General features: G+C 69.1%; 16 protein-coding genes and 6 pseudogenes. 9 read left to right on the forward strand and 13 right to left on the reverse strand.

The annotated features are described in order from the left end of the window. Positions 1-584 precede the first annotated feature (584 nt). Complete coding sequence (gene ygiD, locus ACWD5O_RS32700; protein ID WP_450087658.1) at positions 585-1427, reverse strand: 4,5-DOPA-extradiol-dioxygenase; 843 nt, start codon at positions 1425-1427, stop codon at positions 585-587. A gap of 267 nt (positions 1428-1694) precedes the next feature. On the opposite strand from ygiD, the pseudogene ACWD5O_RS32705 reads away from it, so the two are divergent. Further along, a pseudogene (locus ACWD5O_RS32705) lies at positions 1695-1823 on the forward strand (MerR family DNA-binding transcriptional regulator); the annotation flags it as partial. A 71-nt stretch (positions 1824-1894) separates the two neighbouring features. On the opposite strand, the pseudogene ACWD5O_RS32710 reads toward ACWD5O_RS32705, so the two are convergent. Beyond that, positions 1895-2304 (reverse strand): annotated as a pseudogene (locus tag ACWD5O_RS32710) (transposase); the annotation flags it as partial. 397 nt (positions 2305-2701) lie between these two features. On the opposite strand from ACWD5O_RS32710, the gene ACWD5O_RS32715 reads away from it, so the two are divergent. Further along, positions 2702-3826 carry a TIGR03118 family protein gene (locus tag ACWD5O_RS32715; RefSeq protein ID WP_450087659.1) on the forward strand — a complete coding sequence of 375 codons (1125 nt, stop codon included), beginning with the start codon at positions 2702-2704 and terminating at the stop codon, positions 3824-3826. A gap of 318 nt (positions 3827-4144) precedes the next feature. Here ACWD5O_RS32715 and ACWD5O_RS32720 read toward each other — a convergent pair. The 7 genes and pseudogenes from ACWD5O_RS32720 to ACWD5O_RS32750 form a co-directional block, all read right to left on the reverse strand. After that, a pseudogene (locus ACWD5O_RS32720) lies at positions 4145-4444 on the reverse strand (ISAs1 family transposase); the annotation flags it as partial. 83 nt (positions 4445-4527) lie between these two features. Next, positions 4528-4785 (reverse strand): annotated as a pseudogene (locus ACWD5O_RS32725) (hypothetical protein); the annotation flags it as partial. After that, the gene (locus ACWD5O_RS32730; RefSeq protein ID WP_450087660.1) at positions 4766-5041 is read right to left on the reverse strand and encodes a transposase family protein; all 276 of its coding nucleotides are present in this window, start codon (positions 5039-5041) and stop codon (positions 4766-4768) included. The gene ACWD5O_RS32730 and the pseudogene ACWD5O_RS32725, both read right to left, overlap by 20 nt. Before the next feature lie 613 nt (positions 5042-5654). Beyond that, positions 5655-6335 (reverse strand): YdcF family protein, encoded by a 681-nt coding sequence (locus ACWD5O_RS32735; protein WP_450087661.1) that lies wholly within the window; start codon positions 6333-6335, stop codon positions 5655-5657. 16 nt (positions 6336-6351) lie between these two features. Continuing rightward, positions 6352-6558, reverse strand: a complete 207-nt coding sequence (locus ACWD5O_RS32740; RefSeq protein ID WP_354967823.1) for a hypothetical protein — start codon at positions 6556-6558, stop codon at positions 6352-6354. A gap of 667 nt (positions 6559-7225) precedes the next feature. Next, positions 7226-7897, reverse strand: coding sequence for a response regulator (locus tag ACWD5O_RS32745; protein ID WP_354967821.1), 672 nt, complete (start codon positions 7895-7897; stop codon positions 7226-7228). Further along, entirely contained in the window at positions 7894-9561 is a 1668-nt protein-coding gene (locus ACWD5O_RS32750) for an ATP-binding protein (protein WP_450087662.1), read from the reverse strand. Before ACWD5O_RS32750 ends, ACWD5O_RS32745 begins: the two co-directional genes overlap by 4 nt. 99 nt (positions 9562-9660) lie before the next feature. On the opposite strand from ACWD5O_RS32750, the gene ACWD5O_RS32755 reads away from it, so the two are divergent. From ACWD5O_RS32755 to ACWD5O_RS32780, 6 genes are all read left to right on the forward strand, one after another. Further along, positions 9661-10668, forward strand: a complete 1008-nt coding sequence (locus ACWD5O_RS32755) for a Bug family tripartite tricarboxylate transporter substrate binding protein (protein ID WP_449940125.1) — start codon at positions 9661-9663, stop codon at positions 10666-10668. A gap of 5 nt (positions 10669-10673) precedes the next feature. Continuing rightward, positions 10674-11402 carry a tripartite tricarboxylate transporter TctB family protein gene (locus ACWD5O_RS32760; protein WP_450087663.1) on the forward strand — a complete coding sequence of 243 codons (729 nt, stop codon included), beginning with the start codon at positions 10674-10676 and terminating at the stop codon, positions 11400-11402. Then, positions 11402-12904, forward strand: a complete 1503-nt coding sequence (locus tag ACWD5O_RS32765) for a tripartite tricarboxylate transporter permease (RefSeq protein WP_387329293.1) — start codon at positions 11402-11404, stop codon at positions 12902-12904. The genes ACWD5O_RS32760 and ACWD5O_RS32765 overlap by 1 nt, the downstream gene beginning before the upstream one ends. Before the next feature lie 78 nt (positions 12905-12982). Continuing rightward, positions 12983-13300 carry a universal stress protein gene (locus ACWD5O_RS32770; RefSeq protein ID WP_354967816.1) on the forward strand — a complete coding sequence of 106 codons (318 nt, stop codon included), beginning with the start codon at positions 12983-12985 and terminating at the stop codon, positions 13298-13300. 157 nt (positions 13301-13457) lie between these two features. After that, on the forward strand, positions 13458-13940 hold the full coding sequence (gene rraA / locus ACWD5O_RS32775) for a ribonuclease E activity regulator RraA (RefSeq protein ID WP_354967815.1): 483 nt from the start codon (positions 13458-13460) through the stop codon (positions 13938-13940). 721 nt (positions 13941-14661) lie between these two features. Then, complete coding sequence (locus ACWD5O_RS32780; RefSeq protein WP_450087664.1) at positions 14662-17079, forward strand: low temperature requirement protein A; 2418 nt, start codon at positions 14662-14664, stop codon at positions 17077-17079. A gap of 469 nt (positions 17080-17548) precedes the next feature. Here ACWD5O_RS32780 and ACWD5O_RS32785 read toward each other — a convergent pair whose 3' ends face one another. Continuing rightward, a complete protein-coding gene (locus tag ACWD5O_RS32785; RefSeq protein WP_450087665.1) occupies positions 17549-18127 on the reverse strand; it encodes a zinc-binding dehydrogenase in 579 nt (192 codons plus the stop codon). A 261-nt stretch (positions 18128-18388) separates the two neighbouring features. Then, positions 18389-18880 (reverse strand): annotated as a pseudogene (locus ACWD5O_RS32790) (GDSL-type esterase/lipase family protein); the annotation flags it as partial. A gap of 364 nt (positions 18881-19244) precedes the next feature. Here ACWD5O_RS32790 and ACWD5O_RS32795 point away from each other — a divergent pair. Then, positions 19245-20969: a hypothetical protein gene (locus ACWD5O_RS32795; protein WP_450087666.1), complete on the forward strand. Its 1725-nt coding sequence runs from the start codon at positions 19245-19247 to the stop codon at positions 20967-20969. Between the two features lie 167 nt (positions 20970-21136). Here the strand turns inward: ACWD5O_RS32795 and ACWD5O_RS32800 are convergent, their stop codons facing one another. Beyond that, positions 21137-22366, reverse strand: a complete 1230-nt coding sequence (locus ACWD5O_RS32800; RefSeq protein WP_450087667.1) for a hypothetical protein — start codon at positions 22364-22366, stop codon at positions 21137-21139. 571 nt (positions 22367-22937) lie between these two features. After that, a pseudogene (locus ACWD5O_RS32805) lies at positions 22938-23183 on the reverse strand (hypothetical protein); the annotation flags it as partial.

Here is a 23183-nt window from a genome sequence, read left to right on the forward strand (position 1 = left end):
GGTCGACGCGAACACCTCGACGCCACCATCCGCGCCATCGCCGGCCTGCTCTCCGACCATCAGCACACCGACCGCACCGAGAACACGACCAGGCCGCTCAAAGCCGTACGAGCCACACCTCACAGTCGATGAAAGGACTTCCTTCGCCGCAGGTAGGTGCCCCGGCCAATCACGCACGAGGTCGTAAGAGACGTCTCGTAACCCGGCGTCTGTCCGTTGGGGATGATCATCGAGGATGTTGGGGTGCAGGTGAGAGCACGCCGAACGCCACCGCGAACCCCAGCTGCGCCGCGAACACCAACGGCAGCGATCCCAGCGCCGCGAACGTACCGGCCAGTACCAGACCCGCCGAAGTGTCAACCCCCTGGAAGCGTGGAGGGTTGTTTAAGGGTGAGTCAGCTGCGGGCACTACTCGGCGACGGTCGGCGCGGGGTTGACCGGCCGGGCCGGCGACGTGCACGGTCTCGTTGCCGTCGGCGACGGCACGGACGGCGGCGGCCCGCGGCCGGGTCGGCGCTTCCCGGGTGGATCTGGTCAGGCCGCGCGCCGGTGCCACGGATTGCGGTACAGCGGCCGGCCAGGGGTCAGATGTTGGAGCCGTCGGGTGGGAGGTCGGCGGGCGGTTGTGAGGATCCGCCGTCACCGGCGTTGGGGCAGGACAGGCCGAGGGTGTAGGCCGTCATCGACAATGACCCGTAGGCGTAGCCGTCGACGAGAACTTCGGTGTCGGATGCTTCGGTGGCGCCGGCGAGGCCGGCGAGGTAGAGCGCGGGGATGAAGTGGTCTGCTGTCGGTACGGCGTTGCCGAAGTCGCGGTGGGCGTCGAGTGTCGCGAACTCGGTCGGGTCGGTCAGCATGCGAGACTTGGCGTCTTCGTCGAAGCGCTGTGCCCAGTCATAGCCGTCGTCGGTGAGCTTCCAGTTCATCCCGCGCAGGTTGTGCACGATGTTGCCGCTGGCGACGATGAGCACTCCGCGCTGCCGCAGTGGGGCGAGTTTGGCGCCGAGCTGAAGGTGGTAGTCGAACGGCTTGTCGGCGTTGACGCTGAGCTGCACGACGGGAATCGAGGCGTCGGGAAAGGCATGCGTCAGCACTGACCAGGTGCCGTGATCGATGCCCCAGCTGTCGACGTCGGCGCCGACCCAGGTCGGATGAACGACATCACTGACCTCTGCGGCCAGCTCGGGCAGCCCGGGCGCTGGGTACTGCACCTCGAACAGTGCCGGCGGGAAGCCATAGAAGTCGTGGATGGTCCGCGGTCTGGGCATCGCCGTGACGGCGGTGGCGTTGATGTACCAGTGCGCGCTGATCACCAGGATGGCGCGTGGGCGGGGTACCGCCGCGCCGAAGGCTTTCCATGCGGTGGTGTAGCGGTTGACCTCGAGGGCGTTCATCGGGTTGCCGTGGCCGATAAACGCTGCGGGCATCAGTGCGTCTGAGGCGTTGAGGTTGTCTGCGGGCACGTCGGGCCCTCCTCGGGTCGCGGTTTCATCCGACGGCGGGGCGTCGCTTGCAGGCAGGCCATCAGCGTAGTGCGGACGGCCTGTCGGCTACCGCACTTCGGCTTCGTCCTTGTCGTAGCGGTTCACCTTGACCGCGACCGGCGGGCAGCTCGCCTTGGACGTCGCGGTGCCGGCGGGTCACGTCGACGTACTCGACGCTCTCGCCACACGCGCCGGGCTCCAGGACGGCGCGTGAAGCCGGGGTTGCGGTCGGGGCAGGTAGCGGAGGCGGCGGGGGTGAACCAGCAGACGCTGCGCTACTACGAGCAGCGAGGTCTGGTGGCCGAGCCAGATCGGACGTTGGGTGGGCACCGGCTCTACCCGCCAGAGACTGTCACGATCCTGCGGGTGATCAAGACCGCGCAGCGGCTCGGGATCACCTGGACGAGGTCGCCGGGTGGTTCTGCCTGCAGATCCCCCTTTTCCTGGCCCCTGCAGCGTGCTGGTGAGCGCGGGCGCTGGCCGAGTCCACGGACGCGTCCCCGGTAATCCCTCCGGCCGCATCAGCGAGGGCCTGCAGGGCGGTAAGCACCTTCTTCCAGGTCTCGTCACGCTGCCACCTGCGGAACAGGGCATACATCGCCGACCAGGACCCGTACTGCGGTGGCACGTCCCGCCACGGGGCACCTACTCGGATGCGCCACCGGATCCCGTCGATCAACTGCCGCCTGCTCCACAACGACAATCGACCCGGCCCCTTCGGCGCTGGCAGCAACGGCTCCAGCACCGCCCACTGCACGTCGATCAGGTCGAACCGCTCGTCGCGTCGCGGGAGACCAGTTCGCAGGTCGTCCACCAGCATCGCGGCGCCGACCCTGATTCCGTACGGCAGGATCTGCCCGCTGCGTGCAGGCACCCGCAGCCGGCGGCCGGCCCAGCAGCGGCTCGCCGTGCCAGCCCAGCGCGGACGAGTCGAACCGGTCACGGACCACGCCGACGGCGGCGTCGAGTCGGTGCCCAGGGTCACACCCGTCCGGGTACAAAACGGGCCCAACATCGCAAAAGCGACCGACCGCTGCCGACGTTGTGGGAATGTTTCATGTACTAGGCACTAGTTGGCGCCCCAATGAGGGAAATGCCTGCGTGTCATCCGTTTCCGGAGGCCAGCGGTGCCTAGAGCGTCTGTATCCCCAATATGGCGACCCGTCGGGTTTGCCACCGGACCAGGCTTGGAAACTTGCCTATGGAAGGAGCGTCAGGTGATCAGAAGGCATGGGCGGCTGTGGACCGTCGCGGCTGTGGTAAGCGCAGCGGTGGCGGTCACTGCCACGGCGGCAATGGGAGATGGGGGCGGTCACGACCGTGCGGGGAGCGAGGACCGCGGCGGACACCACGCGGGCGACCCGCGGTTCAAAGTGATCAACCAGGTCTCCGATCAGGAAGAACGAGATCCCGCGGTCGTCGACCCGGACGCTGTCAACTCGTGGGGGCTGGCCCTGGGGCCGACGACACCGCTGTGGGTGGCCAACAACGGCACGAACACCGCCACCGTCTATCGTGGCGGAGTCGACGGGGCCCCGGTCGAGAAGGTCGACCTCACCGTTGACATCCCCGGCGGCGCGCCGACCGGGGCGGTGTTTAACGACACCGACGGCTTCGAGGTGCCCGGGCCGGGCGGTGACGAACCGGCACGCTTCATCTTCGTCAGCGAGGGCGGTGACATCACCGCTTGGAACCCGAACGCGGAAACCACGGCGGTCGTGGTGGCGCACACGAACCGTGCGATCTACAAGGGTGTGACCCTACTGAAGACCGACGTCGGCAGTTTCCTGCTCGCCGCCGACTTCCACAACGCACGCATCGATGTGTTCGACGAAAACTTCGACAAGGCGGACCTGCCGGACTCCCTCTTCCGGGACACGAACATCCCCGACGGGTTCGCGCCGTTCAACGTACTGGCGGTAGGCGAACGGGTCTACGTCACCTATGCAAAGCAGGATGCGGACGCTGAGGACGACGTGAAAGGCCCCGGTCTCGGTTTCGTCAACCTGTTCACCGACTTCGGGACGGAGGTTCGGCGGATCGCCAGCGAGGGCACGCTGAACGCACCGTGGGGTCTCGCCATCGCGCCGGAAGGCTTCGGCGAGTTCACCGGCGACTTGCTGGTCGGCAACTTTGGCGACGGCCGGATCAACGTGTTCGACGGCAAGGAATTCGAGGGCCAACTGCGGGACGAGGACGGCAAGACGATCGCCATCGACGGTCTGTGGGCGCTCCTGCCGGGCACCGAAACCACCGGTGGTGAAGAGACTCTGTGGTTCAGTGCCGGGCCGGACGACGAGCAGCACGGACTGGTTGGTCAGTTGATCCCAACGACCAAGTAACTGCCGCGGATCCGCCGCGCCCCGAGCTTCGCGGGGCGCGGCGTACCGCTGTTCCGGCCCCGCCGGGTACCGCCGGTACGGTCTATTCGGACCGTCGCCACCCCGCCGAGCACACGGTCGAGTTGGCGATTGAGCCTGGCCCAATCGCAGGGTCATTGCGTTGTCGGGTAATCGCTGGTCACCGCGGTGATGAGGTCGTGTGGGCGGCGGTTGGCGCGGGCGATGTTGGTGTCGGCCGTTGGTGCGGTGGTAGCCGATCGAGGTGTTACGCAGGGTGGCGAGGACGGCAGGTCCGGTGCCGGTTCGGGCCTGGTGGAGATCTTCACGGAAAGTGACGTCGCGGACGTGGTGGACCAGGTTTTCGAGGTGCCATTCGAGGCGGGCCCAGTGCTGCAGGTCGGCGGGTTGGGCCTGGTCGGCGGGTAGGGACACCGTGTAGTAGGCGGTTTCGCGGCTGGTCTTGCCGTTGCTGGTGGTGCGGGTGCGGGTGATCCGGACGGCCTGCTGGGCGTGGGGAAACCTGATTCCGCCGGGGGTGGCGACGGTGATGGCTTTGACGGTGCGGGTCTCGTGGCGGCCGTGGCCGGTGTCGCGGCGGCGGTCGGGACGTCTGGCCAGGGCAGGTGCTTGAGCTGCTTGAACAGGGTGGTTTGGTTGCCTTTGGTCGGGATCATCAGGTGGGCGCCGCGGGCGGCGATCTCGTCGGCGTGGGCGGTCTGGGTGTGCAGGGCTTCGGCGATGAACAGCAGGCCGGTCAGGCTGCCCAGCACGGTCTCGACCGCGTCGAGCAGCGGCTTGAACGCGGGGATTTCGTTGCTCTTCGCGGTGATGGTGACCTGGGCCAGGACGATGCGGTGCTGGTGTCCAGAGCGGAGAGCAGGTGAACCTGGCCGCCGTTGCGGCGGCGGGCACCACGTAGGGTCTTGCCGTCCACGGCGATCACCGTCCGATACCTGCATGGCAGGGGTGTGATGTGACCGGCCGGGCGCGGACCTTCAGCCAGCCCGCGAGGACGGTGGATAGCAGCTGATCGTCGAGGCGGGTCAGCAACCGCCATACGGTCGTACCCGCGGGCACCTGACGACTGAAGCCAGGCCGGTCGCGGGCCTGCTCGTCCAGATCATGCAGCCAGTCGGTGATCGCGGCGAACGACGACGCGCCCGCCAGGACGGCGCACACCGCGACCGCGAGCAGGCCCGACAGCGGGTAACGCACTCCACGTGGATCTCGAGGATCCGGGACCGCCGCCGAGGCGTGAAGCAGTCCCGTTGTCTCACTCTCAGTGACCAACCGTGGTGGGGTGTCAGGGCTGCCGGCGAGGCCGGACAGTGCGGGGATCGGGCATGATGACATCGGCGGGTGAGATCCTCGGGGTCGTGAAGCGTAGAGAACTCCATGATCACCGACGCGACCTCACCCGCTCTTCCTGCCTCCACAGAGGCCACTCATCCCATGGATTCCCCAGCTCAGGGCACCCGCCGACCGACTACGCAATCACCCTGGACCGCCCCTGCCTTGCAAAGAGCCGTCGGTCATCACGCATGCTTGTCGGCCGGCTTGGCTGCGCCAATGGCTGCGCAGCCAAGCGCTCTCGCGCCCTTGCATCCGCCCCCGCTTGGGCTACATGATCCGCTCACCGCGAATGGGGAGGAGGCCCTCGCCGCCCTCCTGAACGCGGAGGTCATAGGGCCCGACCAGGTGCGCTACCACCAGCTCTCTCGCGACCTCGTCCGGGACGTCCTCACCCGCCCCCGGCCACCCCGACTGGCTGTCCAACTCAGCGAACGGATGGGCGTCCGGTCGCAAGGACCTCGCTGGTAGCTGGGGCTCAGATCAGCCGGGTCGTATAGCCGGCCGCCACCAGGCGACCAAAGGCCGCCTGCACCTCGTCCGGCATCTCCTGCGGAATCGCGAATCCACGCTCCGCGTACACCTCGATCCTCTGCGTGTCACCGACCAGCATGTTCACGACCCGCCGTGGGTCGCCGATGCTGCGCACGTAGTCGTCAAGTTCCAGAGGATTCGACGCGCACACCACATCGACCTCCGGCCAGGTCAGCTTGCAGGTGGCGTAGGCCCGTCGCTGCTGGTAAGGCCGCGACATGATCAGCACCGACTGCACCGAGATACGCCGTTCACCCAGCAGCTGACGCGAGTGCTCCAGGTTCTCGGCGGTGTTCGTCGCCCGCGGCTCCACGAGAATCGACTCCGCCGGCACGCCCTGCTCGATGGCGTACTCGCTGTAGTGCACCGCTTCTCCGCGCGGGAATCGCTCGACGGTCGTCGGCGCGTTCGCACCGGTGAACACGATCCACGGGAACAGGCCTTCATGGAACAGGCGCGTCGCGATCACCGCGACGTCGAGGTCGTGGCTGCCCAGCCCGATCCCCACGTCGCACGGGCGCAACTGGTGGTGCATGTCGTGGTAGCGCCACAACGTCTCCACGTCGGCCCGGATCTCGTCAGGGATCGCCTCGACCGGCGCCGGCGCATGCCGGTTCATCAGCACCTACCAGACAGGGCAGTCACCGGGTCCCCTCGTCAGGCCATCCCAGGGCCACCAGCCCCGTCCTCGCCACCTCCAGTGGAACGACGGCGGACACCGACACGTCCAGCTCACTCAGGTAGACGACCTGCCCCTCGCGCACACTCCGCAGCAGTTCAGGCAGCACGGCCGATACCGGAAAGTTGTCAGGCGTGGCGTAAGTCGGGTCCGCGCTGGGTTCCCTCATACCGCCAGCGTAGAGGTAAGGAGGCAGCAGGGCGGCGCTGACTCCACGCACCAGATCCACTGGTCGAGACGAGGCCGTTGGCGGCGAGCCAAGAAGCACCGGCGCGTCCGCCCGTCAGACGTGAGCGCATGTCCACGGTCACAGCACCGCGTCCGCCATCGGCCGGAACGGTCCCACCGCTCCCGAGCACCCAGCCATCGCCAAGGATACGAGAATGGCTCTGGCCGGTGGCGAAATTCTGGCGGGCGTAGCAGCAGGAGATGTCGTTCGCAGTCACGGTGATCAGCCCGGCCTGGGTGAGACGGCCGGCGGCGGCGGTGACCAACGCGCCACTGAACACCTCTACCCCGAGATGGTCGGTCGCGGTGTCCCCGAGTGCCCTCCCGGATCCGCCGCCTGCCTGCGTTTCTGGTCGGCGACCATGCGGGCGTAGATGACGTTGGACAGTCGCCGTTTCAGCGCGCGCATGGCTTCCATGCTCCGTACTTTGCCAGCGAACCGGCCTCGGCATCAGGCGCAGGGCCGGCAGCAACCACCACCACTGCGCGGCGTCGAGGTCGACCACGTCTCTGTCTACCGTTGGGTGCAGCCGTTCACCCCGCGCTGCTGGCCGACGCCGCCCGATTCAGCCGGCACTCACCAGGCGACAGGCCGCCCGCAGCGGCCGTCAGCCGACCCAGCTGTAGCGGCGTTCCGGCCGGCCGGCCGCGCCGTAGCGCAGCGTCACCGCCGCCCGCCCGGTACCCGAGAAGTGCTCCAGGTAGCGACGGGCGCTGACTCGAGAGACTCCCACCCGGTTCGCGCATTCTGCTGCCGAGAGGGTGCCGGAGTTCTCCCGAAGTGCGCGTTCCACCAGCTCCGCGGTCTCGATGCTGAGACCCCGGGGCAGGGCGGAGGTGACGTGCGAGCTGCTGCGGGACAGCACCCGGTCCACGTCGGCCTGGTCGCTTACCACGGCCGCACGCAGCGAGTTTCGCCGTGCGGCGTACTGCTCCAGCCGGGTGCGCAGCTCGTCGAACCCGAAGGGCTTGAGCAGGTAGTTGACCGCGCCGTAGCGGACCGCCCGGCGGACCGCCTCGGCCTCCCGGGCGGCGCTGATCACCAGGATGTCGCAGTCGTGCCGTGCGGCGCGCAGCCGGGTCACCACGTCGAGGCCGAACATGTCCGGCAGGTAAAGGTCGAGCAGCACCAGGTCGGGCCGGAACTCGTCGACCGCGGCGACGGCCTGCTCGCCGGTGCCCGCGGTACCGACCACCCGGAACCCGTCCATCCGCTCGACGAACCCCCGGTGGATTCGGGCGACCATGAAGTCATCGTCTACGACCAGGACGTCGATCAACGAACTCCCTCCAGCATGGTGGCTACCGACATCCGGGCGGTGAACATCGCGCCCTCCTCGGTGTTCGTCACCGCGATTTCCCCGCCGCGCCGATTGCAGACCAGCCGAGTGAGCGCCAGCCCGATACCGCGCTCGCCGCCCTGCGCCGCCTTCGTGGTGAAGCCTTGGGTGAAGACCTCCTGGGCCAGCTCCGGGGCGATCCCCGGCCCCGAGTCCCGGACGACGATCTCCACGGACGAGGCGTCCTGGCGCAGCTCAACCTCCACCCAGGCGGGTCCGTCCGCCGCACCGGTGCCGCCGCCGGCCGGGCCGGCGTCCCTGCCGGCGGCGACGGCATCCACGGCGTTGTCGACCAGGTTGCCCAGCACCGTGGCGACGTCCGCGGTGATCTCCGGCTCCATCCGCTCCAGGCTGGTCCGTTCGGAGACCCGCAGCTCCACCCGACGCTCGGCGGCCACCGCGGATTTCGCCATCAGCAGCGCGGCGACCGCGGTGTCGTGGATCCGGCTGGTCACGGTCAGGTCGAGCGACGCCCGGTGCCGGCTCAGCGCCTCCACGTACCGGACCACCTCGTCGTGTTCGCCGATCTGGATCAGCCCGGAGATGGTGTGCAACTGATTGGCGAACTCGTGAGTCTGCGCGCGGAGCAGCTCCGCGGTGCTGCGAAATGACCCGATCTCCCGTTCCAACCGGGCCAGCTCGGTGCGGTCCCGCAGCGTGGTCACCGAACCGAGCCGGCGACCGTCCTTGTTGACCGTCATCCGGTTCATCACCAGCACCCGGCCGGCGCGGACGACGACCTCGTCGCGGGCCTCCGGACCGTCGCTGGTGCCGGCCAGCACGTCCCGCAGCCGGCCGGAGATGCGCAGGTCGGCGAGGCTGCGCCCGAGGCAGTGCTCGGGCAGGTCGAGCAGCCGCCGCCCGACGGCGTTCACCAGGGTGATCCGCAGTTGCGGGTCCAGCGCGATGACGCCCTCGGCGATGCCGTGCAGCAGCGCCTCTCGGTGCTCCGCCAGCCCGGCGATCTCTCGCGGCTCCAGGCCCAGGGTCTGCCGCTTGATCCGCCGGGCCAGCAGCCAGGACCCGACCACCCCGAGAGCGCTGGCGATGCCGAGATAGGTGAAGAGGTACGAGGAGGCGCCGACCATTCGCTCTGACCAAGTCGGTGAGGCCTCACCGATCACCACGGCACCCAGGTAGCGGCCGAGGTTTTCCTTGCGGTCGCCGAGCACCGGAACCTGGGCCACCAGTTCCCGCGATCCGTCGACCTCCAGCTCGCCGAACCAGCTACGGCCGTCGGTTACTCGGGGATCGCCTAGCACTACCGCGGCGCCCACCAGGGTGGGGTTGGTGGAGCTGACCACCCGGCCGCGGGCGTCGGCGACGCTGACCGTGGTCACGGCGGCCTCGGTCCGCACGTTCTGCACCAGCGGCGCGATCGTCTCCGCCGGCGCCGGCTGGGTGAGGCGGTCGCGCAGCAGCCGGTTGCCGGCGAGCTGCTCGCCGAGGGCGGCGACGCGGCGGCCCTCCACCCGGTTGAAGGTCGCCGCCGACTGAGCCAGGGACACGGCGGCCACGGCCAGCAGCACCACGACGATGATCGCGAGCTGGAGGACCAGCAACTGCCCGGCCAGGGAGCGGCGGCGGGAAGTGATCGCGACCACAAAGACCTCAATTTCCGCTGGTGACAGAAGGCAGACACGGAGTCCGCCCGGAGGCCATCATCTTGCCGCCGGACTCCTTCGAAACGAAAGAGAAACATAATGGCAACTCGGAGAAACGTGCTGGTCATGGGGGTCGCCGCCGCGACGGCGCTGGCGCTGGGCGCCTGCGGCGCCACCGCCGGACAGAACGAGGGCGGGTCCGGCGATGACGGAAAGCCGGTCGCCGGCCTGCGGATCATGGTGCCGAACACCCCCGGTGGCGGGTACGACACCACAGCCCGTACCGCCGCCAAGGTGATGGAGGACGCGAAGATCGCCACCGGCGTGCAGGTGTTCAACCTGCCCGGTGCGGGCGGCACCGTTGGCCTCCAGCGGATGGTGAATGAGAAGGGCAACGGCAAGCTCGCCATGCAGATGGGGTTGGGCGTGGTCGGTGCCTCCTACACCTCCAAGTCGTCCGCGACGCTCACCCAGACGACCCCCCTGGCCAAGATGATCGAGGAAGCCGGTGCCATCGTGGTGCCGAAGGATTCGCCGTACAAGACGATCGGCGATCTGGTCGCCGCCTGGAAGAAGGACCCGAAGAAGATTGCCGTCGGCGGCGGTTCCTCGCCGGGCGGCCCGGACCACCTGCTGCCCATGCAGCTCGCCAAGACGGTCGGCATCGACCCGCGCCAGGTCAACTTCGTCTCGTACGACGGCGGCGGTGAACTGCTGCCGGCGGTGCTCGGTGGCAAGGTGGCCTTCGGCGCCAGCGGCTTCGGCGAGTTCCTCGACCAGGTCGAGGCGGGCCAGCTCCGCGTCCTCGCGGTGACCAGCGAGCAGCCGATCGCGGCGCTCAAGGAGGTGCCGACCCTCAAGGCCTCCGGAATCGACCTGGTCTTCACGAACTGGCGCGGCATCGTCGCCCCGCCCGGCATCAGTGACGGCGACAAGAAGGTCTGGATCGACGCGTTGACGAAGATGCACGAGTCCGAGGAGTGGAAGGCCGAGCTGGCCAAGCGGGGCTGGAGCGACGCCTTCGTGACCGGTGACGCCTTCGCCACCTTCCTCACCGAGCAGGACACGTCCGTGGCCGACCTGCTCAAGCAGCTCGGGCTGGCGTGACCGGCATGACGACCCGACCGGACCGGGGCGGCGACCCGCCGCCCCGCCCGGCGGCGCCGGAGGCGAGCGCTTCCGTCGTACCGCCGATCCCGACGCAGCCGACCGCGGAGGCTGCCGATCCGGTGTCTCCCGCAAGGGAAGCCGAGACGACCGCAGAGCGTACGCCGGACCTGCCTGCGGTGGCGCGGCCGACAGCGGCCGACGACCGGCCGCCGGTTGCCGACGCCCTCCACGGCGCGGCGCGGACGGCGAAGCCGGACCGGGCGCAGTACGGCGTCTGTGCGGTCCTCGCCGTGGTCGGCGCACTGGTCATCGTCGACGCGATCCGGATCGGGCACGCGATCAGCAGCGCCGACCCGATCGGGCCGAAGCCGGTGCCGATCCTGCTCGGCGCACTACTGCTGGTGGTCGCCGCGATCTACGCGGTGGACGTGGCCCGCGGCGGCGCGGGTGAGCCGGAGGCCGGCGAGGACGTCGACCTGAGCAGCCCGATCGACTGGCGGACGGTCCTCCTGCTGATCGGTGCCTTCCTGGTCAACGCGGTGCTGATCGACCGGCTCGGCTGGGTGATCAGCGGCACCCTGCTGTTCTGGGGCTCGGCATTCGCGCTGGGCAACCGGCACTACATCCGCAACCTGCTGATCGCCGTCGCCCTGTCGCTGATCACCTTCTACACGTTCGCCATCGGGCTGGGTGTCAACCTGCCCGCCGGCGTCCTGCAAGGAATCCTCTGATGGACAATTTCGGCCACCTGCTCGACGGGTTCGCCAATGTGCTGACCCCGATGAACCTGCTGATCGCGCTGCTCGGCGTGACCATCGGCACCGCCGTCGGTGTGCTGCCGGGCATCGGTCCGGCGATGACGGTCGCGCTGCTGCTGCCGGTCACCTACGGGATGGAGCCGACGCAGGCGTTCATCATGTTCGCCGGCATCTTCTACGGCGGCATGTACGGCGGCTCGACCACGTCGATCCTGCTGAACACCCCCGGCGAGTCGTCCTCCGTGGTGACCGCGATCGAGGGCAACAAGATGGCGAAGGCGGGTCGGGCCGCGCAGGCGCTGGCCACCGCCGCGATCGGCTCCTTCGTCGCCGGCACCATCGCCACCCTGCTGCTGGTCGTGGTCACCCCGCCGGTGGTGGCATTCGCGATCAGTCTCGGCGCGCCGGACTACTTCGCGCTGATGCTGCTCTCGTTTGTGGCGGTGACCGCGGTGCTCGGCGCGTCCCGGGTGCGCGGCTTCGCCTCGCTGCTGATCGGCCTGGCCATCGGCGTGATCGGGATCGACCAGACCGGCCAGCAGCGGCTCACCTTCGGCATCCCGCAACTCGCCGACGGCATCGACGTGGTGGTGGTCGCGGTGGGCATCTTCGCCGTCGGCGAGGCGCTCTGGATCGCCGCGCACCTGCGGCGCAAGGCCGCCGAGGTGATCCCGGTGGGCCGCCCCTGGATGGGCCGGCAGGACTGGAAGCGGTCCTGGAAGCCCTGGCTGCGCGGCACCGCGTATGGGTTCCCGTTCGGGGCGCTGCCGGCTGGCGGGGCGGAGATCCCGACCTTCCTGTCATACGCGACCGAAAAGAAACTGTCGAAGCACCCGGAGGAGTTCGGTAAGGGCGCGATTGAGGGTGTCGCCGGGCCGGAGGCGGCCAACAATGCCTCCGCCGCCGGGACGCTGGTGCCCATGCTGGCGATCGGCCTGCCGACCAATGCCACGGCCGCGGTCATGCTGGCTGCCTTTCAGCAGTACGGCATCCAGCCCGGTCCGCTGCTCTTCGAGCGAGAGTCCGGCCTGGTCTGGACCCTGATCGCCAGCCTCTTCGTCGGCAACCTGCTGTTGCTCGTGCTCAATCTGCCGCTCGCGCCCGCTTGGGCCCGGCTGCTGCGGGTTCCGCGGCCGTACCTCTACGCCGGGATCATCTTCTTCGCCTCGATGGGCGCGTACGCGGTCAACGCTCAGCCGTTCGACCTGTTCCTGTTGCTGACCCTCGGCCTGATCGGGTTCGGGATGCGGCGCTTCGGGCTGCCGATCCTGCCGCTGATCGTCGGGGTGATCCTCGGCCCCCGGGCGGAACTTCAGGGCCGGCGGGCGCTGCAGCTCGCCGGTGGCGACCTCTCCGGTCTGCTCGGTGGCTGGGTGTCCTGGCTGATCTACGCCACCGTGCTGGTGGTGCTGCTCTGGCCGCTACTCGGCCGGTTCCTCGTACGACCGCTTCGTGAAAGGTTGGCGACCGGATGACCGTGCTGGTGGGGTACGTGCCGTCGGAGTTGGGCGAGGCGGTCCTGTGCGCGGCGGTTGAGCAGGCCCGGTTCCGCGATGAGCCGGTGCTCGTGGTCAACACCTCGCGCGGGGGACGCGTACGTCGACCCGCGGTTCGCTCAGGACCACGACCTCGAGCGTGTCCGCCGGGAGCTGACCGGGCTGGGCGTGCGGCACAGCGTCCGGCAGTTGGTGCGGGGCCGTGACGCGGCCGAGGAGATCGTCGAGTTGGCCGAGTCCGAGGACGTGTCGCTGGTGGTGATCGGGATCCGGCACCGGACGCCGGTGGGCAAGCTGATCATGGGCTCCACCGCGCAGGAGATCCTGCTCGGCGCCCGCTGCCCGGTGCTCGCCGTCAAGATCGACGGGGTGTGACGTCTCCTGCCGTCCACGGGGGCACCTTCCCGAACCAGCCGGAGCGGAAGGGTGCCCCCGTGCCAGCCTCGAACCGCACCAGCGGCCGTCGCCGCCACCGGCCTACGCCCGTTCACCGCCCCGGAATCCGATACCCGAAGTGAGGGAAGGACGAACCATGCGGACGCCCACCGCGGACCTTTATGACCGGTACATGGACGAACTCGGCTCGTGCGACACGCAGCTGCGCCAGTTCGGCGGCTTCCACGCCTTCCGCGGACCGGCAGTCACCGTGCGGTGCTTTGAGGACAATGCCCTGCTGAAGTCGGTCGTCTCCGCACCGGGTGAGGGGCGGGTGCTGGTGGTGGATGGTGGCGGGTCCGTACACACGGCTCTGATGGGCGACGTGATCGCCGGTATGGCGGCGGAGAACGGCTGGGCGGGTGTGGTGATCAACGGCGCCGTCCGCGATGTCGCCGCCCTGCGCGCCCTTCCGATCGGCATCAAGGCACTCGGCACCAACCCGCGCAAGAGCGCCAAGACCGGGGCCGGCGAGCGGGACGTGCCGGTGGCATTCGGAAACTGCACCTTCGATCCCGGCGCCGCGGTTCACAGTGACGACGACGGTATCGTCGTCCTGCCCCTGGGCCGGCGGGCGTAGGCCTGAAGGGCCAGGTGCCCAGTGACTCGATCATCGGGGCCCCTCCAGTCGGAGCCCTGCTCGACCGCGAGCAGCCCGGCAGCGATCCCCGGGTCAGGGGCGGTTTGTCAGACCGCGGGGGCACATCGCCCTAAGACGGGCAGGATCTTGACCGACCCGACACATCACGATGGACGCCCCGCCGAACGGCACCCGATCCGAGTCGTCTTTTAGAATCACCTGCAGGGCGTCGTCCGACCACGAAACCGATGTCGTCGGTCATTGCTCCTCGTTCACGTCGACGGACGCGGCCTGCGCCCCGCCGTGGGGGATGGTCGCTCAGGCGGCGCGGAGTGCGGCGAAGGACGCCTCGGCCTGCTTGCGCAGCATCGGGTACGAGGTCCTGGACTGGCCGGGGCAGCCCGGCGAGGAGCAGCTCGACCTCGGCCGGCGTGGCGACGGTCGAAGAATCAGCTGCACGTGGGAGAGCTGGACCTGACGTGCGAGGGCTGGAATTCCCGTCCGAGTCGGATCTGATGTTGCTCGTCTGCGCGGGCGAGCGTTGTCACGTCTGTGCAGGTACCTGGCGGATGCGACCCCGGCCACCTGCAGCCGGCGGACGAAACCCGTCCTCCGGCTCGGACCGGATGGCACAGTGTGAGGAGTGACCAGGGGTCGGTCGGCGTTGCATGTGGCTGCGCGATTCTTCGGAGGCATTCAGCTATCCACCGGGGGCGTCGGGGTGACCCGGTTGGAGCTGTTCCTCGACCTGGTGTTCGTATACGCGTTCCTGAGCGTGACGGACCTCATGGCGGAGAACTTCCGAATCGAGGGCCTGTTCCAGGGCGTGCTGGTGGTCCTGTTGCTTTGGCGGTGCTGGAGCTCTTACACGTTGCTCGGCAACGTCGTCAGGTTGGACCGGGGATTCATGCGGCCACTCATTTTCGGGGCAGCCGCGACCATCCTGGTGATCGGGATTGCCGCGCCGGTGATCTTCGCCGATCGGCCAGGTGGCCTGTTCGGGCCGTTGATCTTCGTCGTCGCGTTCCTGCTGGCCCAGTTCGGCGCGCTGATGAGTTTGACGTACACCATTTCAGGCGGGACTCGAGGACCCCTTCTACGCGCATGGTTGCCGTTCTCCGGCGGCGCCGTCCTGCTGCTGTGCGGTGCGCTGCTCCCTCTCCACCTGCCGCCGGACGTCGACGATGGGACCGTCCGACTGACCCTCTTCTTCGCCGCCACCGTCGTCGACTTCATCGGCGTGCGCGCGCTCGGCGCTGGCAACTGGCGGATCGCGTCCGTGCCGCACTGGGCCGAGCGGCACCGGCTGATCATGCTCATCGCGCTTGGCGAGACAATCATCTCGATCGGCACCAGCCGTGGCCTCATCGGCGACCCTCCGATCACCTGGTCGGTCATCGGAGGTTCCGCCCTGGGCCTCGTCGTCGTGGCCGTGCTTTGGTGGCGCTACTTCGACATCGCCGGATTCGCCGCGGAGCGGGCGCTGGAGCACCAGCCGACAGCCACCAGATCACGACTGGGCCGGGACGCGTATAGCGTCCTGCACGTTGTCATGATCGTCGGTCTCGTCCTCATCGCGCTGGGGCTCAAACGCGCGTTCAGTTCCGTCGAGCCCGCCACCGCGTACCGGTGGGACCAACTGAGCACGTTCGTCCTCTACGGAGGTGTCCTCTTCTACCTACTCGGTCTGGTGGCGCTCGAGCACCGCACCATCCGCCTGCTGGGTCGTAGCCCGTTGCTGGGGATCGTCCTGGTGACCGCCTTGGTTCCGGTTGCGGTCCGCCTACCGCCGGTAGGCGCGGTGGGCCTGCTCGCCGCCGTTCTCACCAGCATGGTCCTGGCCGACCTCACCGTCTTCCGCCAGCGGCATCATGTGCTGCACAGGCAGGCGGCGGAGGCGTCGGTCCGCGCCGCGGCTACCGGAGTCACACCAAAGGAACTGTTCCTCGATCTGGTGGTCGTCTACACGTTCATCCAGGTCACCGTGTTGATGACCCGACACCCCACCGGGGTCGGGGTCGCCCAGGCCCTGGCGGTGCTCACCCTGCTCTGGGTCGCCTGGTCCCTTCACACCCAGGTGGGAAACGTCCTTCGCAGCGAGTCCGTCCCCGTGCGGTTGAGCGTCCTACTGGTCGTCGCCCTGACCCTGACGATCGGCATCGCCATCCCACAGGCGTTCGACGTGGTACCCGACGGCTTGCCCGGCCCGATGATCGTCGTGCTCTGCTATATCGTGCTGCGCGTGCTGCACCTGAGCACGCTTCGGCTGGTCGTCCGCCCGGACCGGCTACCACAGGCCCAACTGCTGCGGGCGAGCATTGCGACCGTGGCGGCGCTCGTCCTGCTGTTGCTCGCCTCGCTGGCATCCTCGCGGCCGCATGCCCCCGAAGGGCTGAACCAGCTCGTGGCAAGCCTCTGGCTGATGGCCATCGTCGTCGACCTCGCCGGGGGCTACCTCGTCGTCCGGCAGTTCTGGCGCGTGAGTTCGGCCAAGCATTGGACCGACCGGTACGCCCTGATCATCCTTGTCGCACTGGGCGAATCGATCATCTCGGCAGGGGTGGCCGTCTTCGGCCGCGCGATCTCCTGGTCGGTCATCGTCGCCATCGCCACCAGCATGGTCCTACTGGCCACACTCTGGTGGGCGTACTTCGACACGGACGCGATCGTCGGAGAGCGCGTCATGCAAGACCGCACCGGCAACCAGCGGGCCGCGCTGGCCCGCGACGCCTACACCTACCTGCACCTGCCCATGATCGTCGGACTGATACTGCTCGCCTTCGGCCTGCGGAAGACCCTCGACGTGATCAGCGACCCGTCAGGACCAGCGCGCACCCCGCTAGGGCACGCCACCCTCTTCGCCGGAGTGCTCGTCTATCTCCTCGCCAACCAGGCATTCTGGTGGCGCACCCAGCGCGAGATCCGCTGGATCCGGGCCACCGGAATCCTGCTCGTGGCAATCTTCGCGCCGATGACCAGCCCACTGCCACCGCTGTGGGCACTGACCATCCTGACAGCCACCACCGCCGCCGTCATGATGACCGACTCCCACCGCGCCGCCGAGCTACGACGACGGCTACACGAGCCGCCACCATCGAGCATCCTGACCGACGCGCGGCCCGCCAACCCCATCAGGTAACCCGGAGCCATGTCGGAGACCGTCCGGTGCTCGTTGAGGACGTCACGTCTAGCTGCGCCGGCAGCACGCCGGCTGGGCTGGGCTGGGCATGGTTCGACCGGCGCCGCAACGACCTGCTGCGCGACACCGGCTGCGTAGCCGATCACGTGGTGCAGCACTCGATGCGGCCCCAGGACGCGCCAACCGGCACCCTCGCCGAACTCGACGACGAGGCCGGGCGTTGGCCCTCCCCTTGGCGGGAAGCCATCCGTGCCTGCGTACGCCGTCGCGGAGTCACCGGCACAACTTCGCGTGCGAATGCGAGCGTGGTGGCGCGACCGTTCCCGTTCGCCGCACCCGTCACGAATGCGACCCTGCCCGTGAAGCTGCCGCCGGCCGTCCTGTCCATCGTTGGTTCGTTCCGGGTTGAGCTCACTCAGCGCGGTGTGTGCGCTGCCAGGGCGGCGGCCTTCCGGGGGGGCGCAGCTCGTCAGGGGTTGAGGAGGGTCTTGATGGCGCGGCGCTCGTCCATCGCCCGGTACCCCTCGGCGGCCTGATCGAGGGGAAGGGTGAGGTCGAAGACCTTGCCCGGGTCGATCTGCCGGGTCCCGATCAGGTCGATCAACTCGGGCAGGAAACGGCGTACCGGGGCGGGGCCGCCGTGCAGGTGCACGTGGGAGAAGAACAGCTCCTCACCGGGCAGTTCGACGTCGTGGGCGACTCCGACGTAGCCGACGTGGCCGCCGGCACGGGTGGCCCTGATGGCCTGCATCATCGACTCCTGGGTGCCGACCGCCTCGATGACCGAGTGCGCCCCGAGGCCGTCGGTGAGGTCCTTGATCCGTGCGACGCCGTCGTCGCCGCGTTCGGTGACGATGTGGGTCGCACCATAGTGCGCTGCGAGCTTTTGGCGCGGCTCATGCCTGCTCATCGAGATGATGCGTCCCGCGCCGAGCTGCTTGGCCGCCAGCACGGCGAGTAGACCGACCGCACCGTCACCGACCACCGCGACGGTCTTGCCCGGGCCGACCTCGGCCGCCACGGCACCGAACCAGCCGGTGCCGAGCACGTCGGAGGCGGCAAGGAAGCTTGGGATCAGGTCGTCCGAGGGAATGTCCGGCGTGGCGACGAGGGTGCCGTCGGCCAGCGGAACACGCAGGTACTCGGCCTGGGCGCCGAGCCCGCCGACCGGCTCGCGGTGGATGCACGACGACTGGTAGCCGGCGCGGCAGATCGGGCATGTGTTGTCGGAGGCGAAGAACGTTTGGCGCGTCCTCGACCTAGTCGGTCAGCCAGGCCCAAAGCAACGGCATTGCACTCAGCCCAACACTCAGAGTGCGCCGAGGTCGATGGCCTCGGCCATTGCGCGGTAGCCTGCGTCTGACGGGTGCAGGTGGTCGCCCGAGTCGTACGGCGGGTTGATCTGTTGCGGGTCGGCCGGGTCACGCACCACCGCGTCGAAGTCGACGACGACGTCGAAGTCGCCGCTCGTGCGGATGAACTCGTTCACGGCCTGCCGCAACTTGTCCCGTTCCTCGATGTAGGAGCGCCATCCCTTGATCGGCGTGATGGTTCCGACGGCGATCCGCAGCCCCTTCGCGTGTGCCTGGGCGGCGATGTGCCGCAGGGCGAGTTTCAGAGTCTCCGGGTCGGGGTGTTCGAGGTTGAGGATGTCGTTGACGCCCTCGAGCAGGATGACCGTGCGCGCCCCGGACGTGGTCAGCATGTCCCGGGACAGACGGGCGAACGCGTTCGGGCCACCGATCCCGGTGCCAGTGCTGCTATCCAGGATCCGGTTGCCGCTGATGCCGCTGTTGGCAACGCCGAGTTTGGTCGGTCCAGGCTGGGCGACCGAACAGCGCCGACGGCGAGCTTCGCGTTATGCCGTCCGAAAATGTGGTGCAGACGGCCGCCCATGGTCACCCCGGTGTCGGGGCGGCAGCCTGGGTGCTGCGTGACCTGGTGCCCGCTCCGGTCGCCATCGGTGTGGCGCGGGAGGGGCGACCCGACGCACTCGGCGTGGTATCTGAGAAACTCCAATTCGGCCCGCAACCTTGTAGCATGCGACGGACGACGGCCGGCAGCCGGAGCGCGGCTCTGGTACGACTAGGCGGGCGGCACCGCCGGGTTGGGCGGCCGCGGCGCCGGTCAGGCCGGGGCCGGGGTGAGAGAGGAACCTGCTCGGCGTGTTCCAGGAACCGGACCAGATTCGGATGACCGGCGGAGACTCCATTGGCGGGGCCTCAGGCGCCAAGGGCGGGGCGTCAGGCGCCGGGCCGCCGGAGGTGTGGGACGCGGAGCTGGCCAAGGCGATGCGGCACGTTGCCGTGTTGCGCACCGGGTTCTACGTTGTCGTGCTGCTGATCGCGCTCGGTGGCCAGGTGTCCGGGGCGATGGAAGGGCTCGGCATGCCGTGGTACGTCGCCCTTCCCGCGGTTGGGGCGTTAGAGCTGGGTGGCGTCGTGGTGCTCGCGAACGCTGACGTACGCCGTCGACTAGGCGAAGGGGCGATGCTGTCCCGGGTGCTGTCGGCCGGCATCGCCACCGCCGCGGTCGCCTTCAACTGGCTGGCTCACAGTAACCACCTCGAAGGCGGTTTCTACGCGGGAATGTCGCTGCTCGGTTATCTGGTGTGGCTGATGAGCAGCGAGAATCAGCGGCGGGATCGGCTGCGCGCCAGGCAGCAGCTGCCACCCACGACGCCGGGGTACGAACCGGTCGGGCATTGGTTGCGACACCCGTGGCTGACCCGCCGCGCCCGCTCGTTGGCCAAGGCCGATCCCGGCCTCGGGCTGTACGGTTCGCTCGACGCGGCCCGCGCGCAGATTCGCGCCGAGCGGCGGCAGGTGGCGCTCAGTAAGGTGTTGCGCCGCAAGATCAGCCGGGCACTGGACGCCACCACCGCGGACATCGCCCTGGCGGTGTACGACCTCGACGAGATCGCCCTGCGGCTGGCCGAGCAGGCGGACTACGACGGGCTCACCGCGCTGATCGCCGCCGATCTGGCACCTGCGCGTGTGCTGGCCGGGAACCTGCCGGCTGCTGGCCGCCGCCGGCGGTGGCGTCGGGCCGGCCACCCCGACCCCGTCGCATTAGCCTCGGCCGTGCGGCTGCTCGCCGACGCGCCGGAGCGGCTGTTGGCCCACGCCCCCGAGCCGCTCCTGGACGCGGCCCCCGTAGCCCCCGCGGCGGACGGGGCCTCCGGCGGCTCAGTGCGGCCAGAGCCGGCCGGAGACGCCGTGCAGCAGGCGGGAGACGGTGCCAAGGGCTCGGGATCGGAGCGGTCCCGGGCGGTGACGCCGGACCGTACCGACCGGCAGGTGGAGCGGTCCGAAGGCGCGGGCCAGCTCACCTCGACCACGGATCAGCCCGACCCGCTCCCCGCCTCGGACTGGGCGGCGCTGCACGCGGAACTCGCCCCGCTCCTGCCGGCAACCCCACCGCGCCGAAAGCCGCGCACCACAGCAGGCCGGTCCGCCACCAGCCGGGCGGAATCGCCGTCGACCACGGACGCGCCAGACTCCGTCGCGGAGCCGGCCGACGCGCCGCCGGCAACGACCCGCCGCGCGGCACCGATGCCGCGAACCGCGACGGGGCGGGCAGGTGTCGCCCGAGTCGCCGACCTGGCGGGCGAGCCGGGGCCGACTGCGGATGTCACGCGAGAGCTACCCCTGGTTGCTGGGCGGGACCTGCCGGATCTGGTAAACACCGCGGCGAGCCGCACCACACCACCCGTCGCGGCCCCCGACGCGGTGGAGAAGGCCACCGAGCAAAGATCAGCGTCGCGAGCGCGGCAGGCCCCGGTGAGACGACGGGGACCCGCGACCGAACTCGGAGACCATCCGGCGTCGGTCGAACACCCAGTCGGCCGAGGCCGGTCGGTCCTGACGGAAAGATCCTCAACGGCCTGATCAACAAATACTCCTAGGCCGCGTAGCTGATACCGAGGAGGTGTGTTCGGCTTCCCGACGGCGCTTGATCATGAAGTTCGCACTCCTGCGGTCAGCCCCGCTGACAGTCCTACCATGACCGGCGCCGGTCACAGATCGGGCAGGAGTCCCCAGTGCGGATGGCCAGGTCAGCGGTAGCATCGCCAGGCGTACGGATCACCGGGATTCGATGTCCGTGCGTAGGCGCCCGAATCGTACGTGTCGCGGCAGGCGACGTCCATGTCGACGAGGGACGCGGAGACAAGCCCCACGCATTGCCAACGGCCGTCATTGCGGGGGTCCGCTGAGCCTCCCGTGTACCGATCGCAGTACCGCTGGGCCATGTTCGCCACCCCGCGGCGGCTCGAGGGGCCGAGCAGGATTGGGCCCGAGCTGCGGGTCGGTGTCGGCGTGGCCGCGGTGGACGTCGGCGTGGCGGAAGGCGTGACCGACGGTGTGGCGCTGGGGGTGGCGGACGGCGTGACCGACGGCGTGGCGCTTGGCGTCGCGGAGGACCTGCGGGGTGCCGCGGAGGTTGGCGCCGTCGACGGTATCTCCGAGAGGGTAATCGGTTGCTCGAACGCGTCCGACGGGGTGGTGGCCGCCGATATCGGCAAGGTGCCTGCCGGCGGCCGGCCCGGCCCCCACGTGAATGCCAGAACGCATAGCAGCGCCCCCACCGCGAGCCCTCCGACCGGGATCAGCCAGCGCCGCCGCCGGCTGGCCCGCCGTGAGCGGGCAGCAACGTTCCGATGGTGCCTCCTTCGCGGCCGCCCCTCGTTCGCCCCTGGGTCCTGCGGGTCGGACTCCTCGCGGTGATACCCGTTGCGGCCGGCGTAATCGTGGTCGGGGTACTTCCCGTGGGGGTAGATCGCACCCGGTGCGGCATACCTTTCCAATTGCGCGCCGCGCGCGTCCTCGTGGACCGAAGTGGCATCCGTCGGTTCGTACGGCTCTTGGGCCCGGCGTTCTTCCCGATGGGCCTGGTCGTGTCCGTCGGACAGATAGGTATGGTCGGGCTCGTCGTAGGCCGGTTCGGGGTAGCCCAGCGGGTCTGACGGTTGGTAGGCATGCTCGTGCTGAGGGTAGGCCGCGTCGTACTGCTCGTACTCACCCTCGTACTGCGGGTCTGCCCGGTGCCTTGCGTGTCGCGCTTCGTGCTCCTGGTACGTGTCCGCGGGACCGTACGACTCCTCGTACTCGTCCGGCAGCTCCTCATGCCATTGCGGCGCGGCAGCCTCCTGCCGCCTGTCCAAGGAGTCGGGTTCACCTACTGCCAGCCGCGACTGGCGAGAGATCCAGCTGTCTACGACACTCGCCGCGTCGTCGTGATCTTGGGCAGCCGCATCGGCCGAACCAGCCGTCGATTTCTCGGCCACGGTCGCCGGCCTCCTTGCAGGGCACAGGTGCGGACAGCTAGCCGACCTTACTCACCATCAGCCAAAAGTCCACCCGGCCGATGGCACGAACAGGCGGCAGGCGACTCCCGTTCGTGGCCCCGACCACCCGACAAGGTCTGGAGAATGCGTGGACGGATCGAGCGCAACGGTCGCGAGCGCGCGACCGTGAGGGCGCTGCCTTCGCAAGCGATCACTGCCAGCCAGTGGACAGTCGCCTGGCTGCCGGGGTTGTCAGCCGAAACGGACGCTTGACACGGGATTTGGTAATGGTGGCGGGAGCGGCCAGTGCAGCGCCCGGGCCGGACACGAGCGCTGGCATCGCCCAGGCGCGGCTTGACGTTCTGGACGTGTGCGGCGACCTGTACGGTGACGCCCCTGGGTCGTAGAGAGCCGGCCCGACGCAGCGAACGGCCGGCCGGGTTTCGCCCGCCAGCCGCACCGCACGTCAACGAGGCCCCGGCAAAGCCATTGCGGAGGCCGGGAACGGCGCGATGGAACGCGACCCCGGCCCCCGCATTACTCAAAGTCCCAGCTCAAAGCAGGCCTCCGGTTAGGCGCCCAGGAGCCCGCCATCCACGCTGGCATGCGCGTCGCCGGTTACACCGAGGTCCCCCGCGATGCTGCCGATGCCGTGCAACGGGCCGCCCAGGTCACCGATCACGCCACTCACGCCGAGCCCGCCGGTGCCGTCGAGAGTCTCGCCGAGGTCACCGGTGACGCCGCCAGCCAGGCCGGTCACGCCATGCACCGTGCCGCCCAGATCGCCCGTCACACCACCGACACCGAGCCCGCCGAC

This window comes from Micromonospora sp. NPDC005161, from assembly GCF_053599855.1.

Excerpts from the sequence above, each read along its gene's own strand:
- rraA (WP_354967815.1), top strand. The coding sequence starts at position 13,458 with ATGCGGACGCCCACCGCGGACCTTTATGACCGGTACATGGACGAACTC.
- ygiD (WP_450087658.1), bottom strand. The coding sequence starts at position 1,427 with ATGCCCGCAGCGTTTATCGGCCACGGCAACCCGATGAACGCCCTCGAG.
- ACWD5O_RS32740 (WP_354967823.1), bottom strand. The coding sequence starts at position 6,558 with ATGAGGGAACCCAGCGCGGACCCGACTTACGCCACGCCTGACAACTTT.
- ACWD5O_RS32765 (WP_387329293.1), top strand. The coding sequence starts at position 11,402 with ATGGACAATTTCGGCCACCTGCTCGACGGGTTCGCCAATGTGCTGACC.
- ACWD5O_RS32770 (WP_354967816.1), top strand. The coding sequence starts at position 12,983 with ATGAGCCGGTGCTCGTGGTCAACACCTCGCGCGGGGGACGCGTACGTC.
- ACWD5O_RS32760 (WP_450087663.1), top strand. The coding sequence starts at position 10,674 with ATGACGACCCGACCGGACCGGGGCGGCGACCCGCCGCCCCGCCCGGCG.
- ACWD5O_RS32755 (WP_449940125.1), top strand. The coding sequence starts at position 9,661 with ATGGCAACTCGGAGAAACGTGCTGGTCATGGGGGTCGCCGCCGCGACG.